Source organism: Vibrio sp. 10N.286.49.E11 (assembly GCF_041469505.1).
Lineage (GTDB): Bacteria > Pseudomonadota > Gammaproteobacteria > Enterobacterales > Vibrionaceae > Vibrio > Vibrio crassostreae_C.
Window position 1 is genome coordinate 56,031 of sequence record NZ_JBFRKQ010000069.1, and the last position, 7,729, is coordinate 63,759.

General features: G+C 45.6%; 5 protein-coding genes. 4 read left to right on the top strand and 1 reads right to left on the bottom strand.

Translation table 11 applies throughout. The features are described from left to right. Positions 1-138 precede the first annotated feature (138 nt). The 3 genes from erpA (at position 139) to AB4167_RS16470 (ending at position 4,979) form a co-directional block, all read left to right on the top strand. Complete coding sequence (gene erpA, locus AB4167_RS16460) at positions 139-480, top strand: iron-sulfur cluster insertion protein ErpA (protein ID WP_004734539.1); 342 nt, start codon at positions 139-141, stop codon at positions 478-480. Between the two features lie 271 nt (positions 481-751). Further along, positions 752-1,876, top strand: a complete 1,125-nt coding sequence (locus AB4167_RS16465; RefSeq protein ID WP_017059405.1) for an efflux RND transporter periplasmic adaptor subunit — start codon at positions 752-754, stop codon at positions 1,874-1,876. Positions 1,877-1,886: 10 nt separating this feature from the next. Beyond that, positions 1,887-4,979 (top strand): efflux RND transporter permease subunit, encoded by a 3,093-nt coding sequence (locus AB4167_RS16470; RefSeq protein WP_372136763.1) that lies wholly within the window; start codon positions 1,887-1,889, stop codon positions 4,977-4,979. An 84-nt stretch (positions 4,980-5,063) separates the two neighbouring features. Here AB4167_RS16470 and AB4167_RS16475 read toward each other — a convergent pair whose 3' ends face one another. Further along, positions 5,064-6,353 (bottom strand): peptidoglycan DD-metalloendopeptidase family protein, encoded by a 1,290-nt coding sequence (locus AB4167_RS16475; protein WP_372072882.1) that lies wholly within the window; start codon positions 6,351-6,353, stop codon positions 5,064-5,066. 129 nt (positions 6,354-6,482) lie between these two features. Here AB4167_RS16475 and tyrS point away from each other — a divergent pair, with 129 nt between their 5' ends. Beyond that, positions 6,483-7,670 carry a tyrosine--tRNA ligase gene (gene tyrS, locus AB4167_RS16480; RefSeq protein ID WP_017059402.1) on the top strand — a complete coding sequence of 396 codons (1,188 nt, stop codon included), beginning with the start codon at positions 6,483-6,485 and terminating at the stop codon, positions 7,668-7,670. The last annotated feature ends 59 nt before the right edge of the window (positions 7,671-7,729 follow it).

The window sequence follows — 7,729 nt, forward strand, 5'->3', positions numbered from 1 at the left end:
GGACCGATCCTGTGGTGAATACTTGAACGTTTCAGTCAGGTATTAGATAATCACCGGAATATAAGAAAATACTCAACAACTATGGTCTCGAATTAGATTTGTATCATGTTGTTTTTGACACAGGTAAGAGAGGTTGTCGTGAGCGAAGTAAATATCCCATTGTCTTTTTCTGATGCAGCAGCTACCCGCGTACAAACGCTAATTGCTGAAGAAGAAAACCCAGAACTAAAACTGCGTGTATACATTACAGGTGGTGGTTGTAGCGGTTTCCAATACGGCTTCACATTTGATGAAAAAGTAAATGATGGCGACACTACAATTGTAAACAGCGGTGTAACGCTGGTTGTTGATCCAATGAGCCTACAATACCTAATGGGCGGCATGGTTGATTACACTGAAGGCCTAGAAGGCGCACGCTTCTTTGTGAACAACCCGAACGCTACAACAACATGTGGTTGTGGCGCATCATTCAGCGTATAGCATGAGTTGAAAATAGCTTGAGCTCAAAGCTGTATTAGATACATTTCAAACGCCGAACTTATGTTCGGCGTTTTTGTTTTTACTTAGTAACTTATTACTTTTCAAAGCATTCCTCTCATTTTTAGTACACGGCATATTTTTTAAACTGTCGATAGCGTCCAACTTCGTTGAGGATTGGTCTGTTAAGGTTACCTTTGTGCATAAGGAAGTTACACATCACGCTATTAAGCCAACTAGCGCGCCTGAATGACATCGGACAAAAGGATTTGTTATGCCCACTCTATTTTCTAACTCACCACTTTTTCAGAAATTGAAGCAGCCGTGGCTGGTTTCTCTGACTCTAGTCGTGTTGTTGTCGATCTGGCTTGGTTTAGGCGTAGGGCAAGCAGAAGAGTCACCTGAAAAAAAGGCAACAGAAATTCCGCTGGCTAAGGTTTCCTTTCAAACCTTCACCTCATCACCGACCTTTAAAACGATTGATCTCTATGGAAGAACGGCGCCCGATAGGCATGCTCGTCTAGGTGCAGAAGTCGCGGGTAAGATTGTCAGATTGAATGTTGTTAAGGGGGGGATGGTTAAAGCAGGACAAGCCATTGCCCAGATAGATAAGGGTGATTTAGAGATTCAACTAGAGCGAGCATCTGCGTTATATCGCTTGAAGCAGAAAGAGTTCAAAGCGGCGCAGTCACTGAAGAAAAGAGGACTGCAAGGTGAAATCGCCTACACCACAGCTGAGGCTTCATTAACAGAAGCAAAAGCCATGATGCGCAATGCGGAATTGGCTTTAAAGAATACTGTGATTACTTCGCCTTTTTCGGGTGTGGTTCAAGATTTGATGGTGGAGCTCGGTGATTTCGTTAGTGTTGGCGATCCTGTTGCTGGCGTGATTGACCTCGATCCTTTGGTTATTGAGGCGGATGTCAGTGAGCGTCATATCCAACATTTGCTAGTCAATCAATCTGCTTTGGTTCGTTTGTTAGGGCGAGAAGAAGCGGAAGGCCGTTTACGCTATGTTTCTCGTATCTCTTCTGTTGCTACTAATACCTTCCCAATCGAGATAGAAATCGATAACTCTAAAGGCCTATTACCAGCAGGTGTCAGTGCCGAAGTTAAACTCAACCTAGAAACAAGAGATGCAATAAAGATAACACCGGCGATGCTAGCATTGGATGAGGCGGGTAACCTAGGGGTCAAAACCTTGGTTTCAGTCGATGACTCACCAACGGTGAAGTTTGTAGGCATTCAGCTAGTAAAGGCCGAACAAGATGGAGTGTGGCTCACGGGGCTAGGTCAACGCGTCGATATCATCACAGTAGGCCAAGGGTTTGTGCGTGATGGTGATTCGGTGATTGCTGTTGAGCAAGTCGCTGAACTCTCTAACGTAACCGCAGAGTAGGAGATAACCGATGTATTCAATTATTGATGCAGCCTTGTCTCGTGCTCGAACAATGCTCTCCCTTTTAGCGTTAATCCTTGTAGCCGGTGTCGTCACCTATATCACGATACCTAAGGAATCGAGCCCCGATATTACTATCCCGATTATCTATGTTTCGGTCGGGCACCAAGGGATCTCGCCAACGGATGCAGAACGTTTATTGGTTCGACCTATTGAGCAAGAGCTGAGGTCGATTGAAGGCGTAAAAGAGATGACAGCAACCGCAGCAGAAGGGCATGCCTCTGTTGTGTTGGAGTTTAATGTTGGCGTCGATCTCACCAAAGCAATGGCCGATGTGCGTGACGCGGTTGATCTGGCTAAACCAAAACTACCAGAAGACAGTGACGAACCGACCGTAAATGAGGTGACGCTGGCTTCTGAGCAACCTGTTTTGTCTGTTGTGCTATTCGGTACCGTTCCTGAGCGCACCATAGTGCAAATTGCCCGAGAGCTTGGAGACAAATTAGAAAGCTATCGCCAAATCCTTGAAGTCGATATTGCGGGCGATCGCGCTGACATCGTCGAGATCATTGTCGATCCGTTATTGATGGAGAGCTACAGCTTAGATCAAGCGGATATCTATAATCTGATCGCTCTGAACAATCGAGTGGTGGCCGCAGGTTTTGTTGATACTGGCTACGGACGTTTTTCTGTCAAAGTCCCTTCGGTATTTAACTCCTTAAAAGACGTGCTTGAGTTGCCTATTAAAGTGGATGGCAAGCAGGTGGTCACTTTTGGCGATGTCGCTACGGTTCGTCGAGCGTTTCGAGATCCTGAAAGTTTTGCTCGTTTAGATGGCAAATCTGCGGTGGTGTTGGATATCAAGAAGCGTGCAGGTGAGAACATCATCGAAACCGTTGAGCTAGTCAAAGCGGTAATGGCTGGTGCTCAGCAGCAAGCGGAATGGCCAAATAACCTGTTGGTCAAATACACCTGGGATGAATCTAAAGATGTGAAGATCATGCTTAATGATCTGCAAAACAATATCTTATCCGCCATTATTCTGGTGGTGATCGTTATCATCGCGATTCTTGGTGTGCGTACCGCTTTGTTAGTGGGTATTTCCATTCCAGGCTCATTCCTAACCGGGTTATTGGTTCTTTCGGTGTTTGGCTTAACCGTCAACATCGTGGTGCTGTTCTCGTTGATCATGGCTGTTGGTATGTTGGTCGATGGCGCAATTGTGGTTACCGAGTTTGCCGACAGGCGAATGCAAGAAGGTGAAGGGCGTAAAGCCGCTTACCGAGATGCAGCGAAACGAATGGCGTGGCCAATAACGGCATCAACGGCTACAACCTTGGCTGCATTTGCTCCGTTACTGTTTTGGCCGGATGTGACGGGCGAATTCATGAAGTTCTTGCCATTAACGTTGATTGCAACCTTAACCGCTTCATTGATTATGGCGTTGTTGTTTGTGCCTGTACTCGGTGGTTTGATTGGTAAACCTCAATATGTATCGCCCAAAAGCCAATCGCGAATGGTGGCGCTGCATAATGGTGATTTTTCACAAGCGACAGGCTTAACCAAAGCGTACTACCACACGTTGTCGATTGCGATTAAGCATCCCTTTAAGATTCTTTTCAGTGCGATATTACTTGCGGTTACGGTGGGTTTTACTTATTCCAAAGCGGGTCTAGGTGCAGAGTTCTTCCCAGAAGTTGATCCGCCATTCTTTAACGTCAAAGTTCGCTCTCATGGTGATCTGTCTATCCAAGAAAAGGATGACATCATGCGTGATATTGAACTGATGATGCTCAATCATGATGAGTTCGATACCGTTTACACGCGTACTGGTGGTGACGACCAGATTGGTTTGATCTCAATTACGCCTGTTGACTGGCAATATCGACGCAGCGTTAAGGCGATTATTGATGAGTTGAAGGTACAAACCGATCAATACGCTGGTGTTGAGATTGAATATAAGTTCCCTGATGCTGGGCCTCCGGTTGAAAATGACTTAGTGATTGAGCTGTCGGCAAGAACTCCAGAGCAGCTCAATCAGGCTGCAAAAATTGTGAGAGGTTGGGCTGATGGAAATAAAGCACTGACCAATATCAGCGATACTGCGAGTAAAGATGGCATCGATTGGAAGGTGGATATTCGCCGCGACGATGCTGCGCGCTTTGCAGCTGATGCGACCTTAGTGGGTAATACCGTTCAATTCGTGACTAATGGTCTCAAGATTGGTGATTATCTGCCCGATGACTCTTCAGAAGAGGTCGATATCTTGGTGCGCTACCCTAATGATAAGCGTGATATCGGGCGCTTCGACCAGCTTAGGGTGAAAACGCCAGCAGGTTTAGTACCTATTACTAATTTCGCTCAGATCGTTCCCGACCATAAGCAAGACACCATTAAACGCCTTGATGGCAAGCGTGTGGTGAACATCATGGCGGATATGGAAGAAGGGTATAACCTTGCTCTCGAACTACCAAAGATCGAACAAGCATTGAGTGAGCTAGGGCTGCCGAGTAGCGTGGAATTTCGCATCCGTGGTCAAAACGAAGAACAAGAAAACTCGTCAGCCTTTTTACAAAGTGCTTTCTTGGTTGCTTTGGCGGTAATGGCTTTGATTCTGATTACTCAGTTCAATAGCTTCTATCAAGCGTTTTTGATTCTGAGTGCTGTATTGTTTTCGACCGTTGGCGTGTTCGTTGGCTTACTGATCTTCCAACGTCCGTTTGGCATTGTGATGTCGGGAGTTGGGGTAATAGCGCTCGCCGGCATAGTCGTGAACAACAACATCGTGTTGATTGATACTTATAATCAGCTCATCAAAAGAGGCTTGGACAAGCGAGATGCGATTCTAAGAACCGGTGTTCAGCGTTTAAGGCCAGTAATGCTCACGACGGTTACGACTATCTTAGGTTTAATGCCGATGGTGTTAGAGATGAACATCGACCTGATTAATCAAAAGATAGAGTTTGGCGCGCCAAGTACACAATGGTGGTCACAGCTTGCGACCGCTATTGCTGGTGGTTTGGCGTTTGCCACGGTGCTGACTTTAGTATTAACCCCTTGTTTGTTAATGCTTGGACGGAACAACAAACCTGAAAAACAGTAGCTAGTTGTGGTATGTGAGCATAAAAAAGAGCGCCTTGATGGGCGCTCTTTGCATTTTTCTATTTTGCAGTGAAGCTACAAACGCCTAGTTAGTCGCTAGTAACTGACCGTATCGCTCAAGGTTTCTTAATCGAATCTCTGAGTTGGCAATAAAGGTTGCTTTTGCTTTACCAGTTAACGACTTGGATTGAGGCAATTTCACGGTACGCGCATTTTTATGTACGCCATTAACCAAGAATTCATAATGTAAGTGCGGGCCAGTCACACGGCCTGTACCGCCCAAAGTACCAATGGTTTGGCCTTGTTTTACGCGCTGACCGGTTTTCACCATACGTCGCTTCATGTGCAGGTACTTGGTGATGTAGGTGTTGCTGTGGCGGATGAACACGTAGTTACCATTGAATTGGTTGTAACCTGACTTCTGAACAATACCGTCACCGGCTGCCCAGATAGGCGTGCCAACAGGGGCTGCGTAGTCAGTACCGCGGTGAGCTCGAATCTTACCGGTTACTGGGTGTCTCCTGGTAGGGTTAAAGTTCGATGTTACGCGACGAAAATCAATTGGTGAGCGCAAGAACGCCTTCTTCATCGCACGACCATTTTCATCGAAGTAGTTGCCGCTTTTATCATCCAATACCGCGGTAAATGAATCGCCTTGGTTTTTGAACACGGCTGCCATGATCTTACCGCGACCAACTACTTCACCTTCAACCACTTTCTCTTGGTATAAGATTTTGAAGCTGTCGTTCTTACGAATATCTAACGCAAAGTCGATATCCCAACCGAAGATGCCGGCCAGTTCCATAATTTGGTTTGCGGTTAAACCTGCGTTGACGCCAGCGTTCCAGAAGTTAGAGGTGATGTTGGCTTCGGCATAATTGTATTGGTATACCACTTCTTTTTTGTCGAAACTTGATGAGAAAGAATCGCCAGATTTAGTGATCTTGAAGCTTTCAAACGCACTAAGTTGTCGTTTTAACTGAATAAGGTCGTTGTTTTCATCAAAGCCGAACTGCAAGACATCACCAGGTCTTAGGTTAGACAGCTGCTTCTTAATATCATTATTGGTATTGAGTAGCGTGATCAGCAGACGGTATGAGAGGCCAATACGTTCAAATAAAACAGAGGTGCTTTCGCCAGAGCGAACGGTGTATTTCTCCCAATTGAGCACTGCCGTCGGTGGAGCGTCACTTGAGCTAATAAGTGCAGAGGCATTGATAGTCAGTGGGTAATGTTTTCCCACAACTAAAGCGCCCGAATCGTCACGCAAACTGTTGACGTCGGGGAGTAAGAAAATCGCGACGAAAATTATGGCACTAAAAAATGCGATAAAAGCCCGGTGCAAAATAGGAAGGCGTGCAAAAATAGACAACATGTTCCGGTTCGTTCTGTAAATATTATGAAAATCGACGACGGAATAGTGTAACTGGTTTCAAAATACATCGCTATTCAAGTAAGATGTCTAATTAATGTATTTTTGCCAAATCTGTGGGAGTGAACAAGAATGGCGAGTATTGAAGCTGCACTAGCCGAGATCAAACGTGGCGTAGAAGAACTGATTCCAGAAGACGAACTGATTGCAAAACTAAAAGAAGGTCGTCCTTTACGCATTAAGCTGGGTGCCGATCCAACAGCTCCAGATATCCACCTAGGCCATACGGTTATCTTTAACAAGCTTCGTGCTTTCCAAGAGCTTGGTCATGAAGTGACATTCCTTATCGGTGATTTCACTGCAATGGTTGGTGACCCATCAGGTAAAAACTCAACACGTCCACCGCTAAGCCGCGAAGACGTATTGAAGAATGCTGAAACTTACAAAGAGCAAGTATTCAAGATTCTAGATCCTGCGAAGACGCAAATTCGTTTCAACTCTGAATGGCTATCTGAGCTTGGCGCTGAAGGCATGATTCGTCTTGCTTCTAACCAAACTGTTGCTCGTATGCTTGAGCGTGATGACTTCAAAAAGCGTTACGCTGGTGGTCAACCGATCGCAATCCACGAATTCATGTACCCACTTCTACAAGGTCACGACTCTGTTGCACTAGAGAGCGACGTTGAGCTTGGCGGTACTGACCAGAAGTTTAACCTTCTAATGGGTCGTGAACTGCAAAAAGCAGCAGGTCAAAAACCACAAGCGGTACTAATGATGCCACTACTTGTTGGTCTAGACGGTGTTAAGAAGATGTCTAAGTCTGCGCATAACTACATCGGTATTAGCGAAGCACCAAGCGAGATGTTTGGTAAGATCATGTCTATCTCTGACGATCTAATGTGGAGCTACTACGAGCTGCTGTCTTTCCGTCCTCTTGAAGAAGTTGCGGAACTGAAAGCTGGCGTTGATGCAGGTAAGAACCCGCGTGACGTTAAAGTGCTTCTTGCTAAAGAGATCATCGCTCGTTTCCACAGTGAAGCAGATGCTGAAGCCGCTGAGCAAGAGTTCGTTAACCGTTTTGCTAAGAACCAAGTTCCTGATGAAATGCCGGAGTTTGAATTCGAAGCAGGCCTGCCAATTGCGAACGTTCTAAAAGAAGCGGGTCTTGTAAACTCGACTTCTGATGCGATGCGTATGATCAAGCAAGGCGCTGCTAAGCTTGAAGGCGAGAAGATTGAAGACAGCAAATTCGTGCCTGAAGCAGGTACTGCCGTTTACCAAGTAGGTAAGCGTAAGTTTGCTCGTATTACTATTAAGTAATATTAAATCTCAATGATTTAACGAAAAGGCATCTACGGATGTAATGCCGATCAGTTAAA

Excerpts from the sequence above, each read along its gene's own strand:
- tyrS (WP_017059402.1), top strand. The coding sequence starts at position 6,483 with ATGGCGAGTATTGAAGCTGCACTAGCCGAGATCAAACGTGGCGTAGAA.
- AB4167_RS16465 (WP_017059405.1), top strand. The coding sequence starts at position 752 with ATGCCCACTCTATTTTCTAACTCACCACTTTTTCAGAAATTGAAGCAG.
- AB4167_RS16475 (WP_372072882.1), bottom strand. The coding sequence starts at position 6,353 with ATGTTGTCTATTTTTGCACGCCTTCCTATTTTGCACCGGGCTTTTATC.
- AB4167_RS16470 (WP_372136763.1), top strand. The coding sequence starts at position 1,887 with ATGTATTCAATTATTGATGCAGCCTTGTCTCGTGCTCGAACAATGCTC.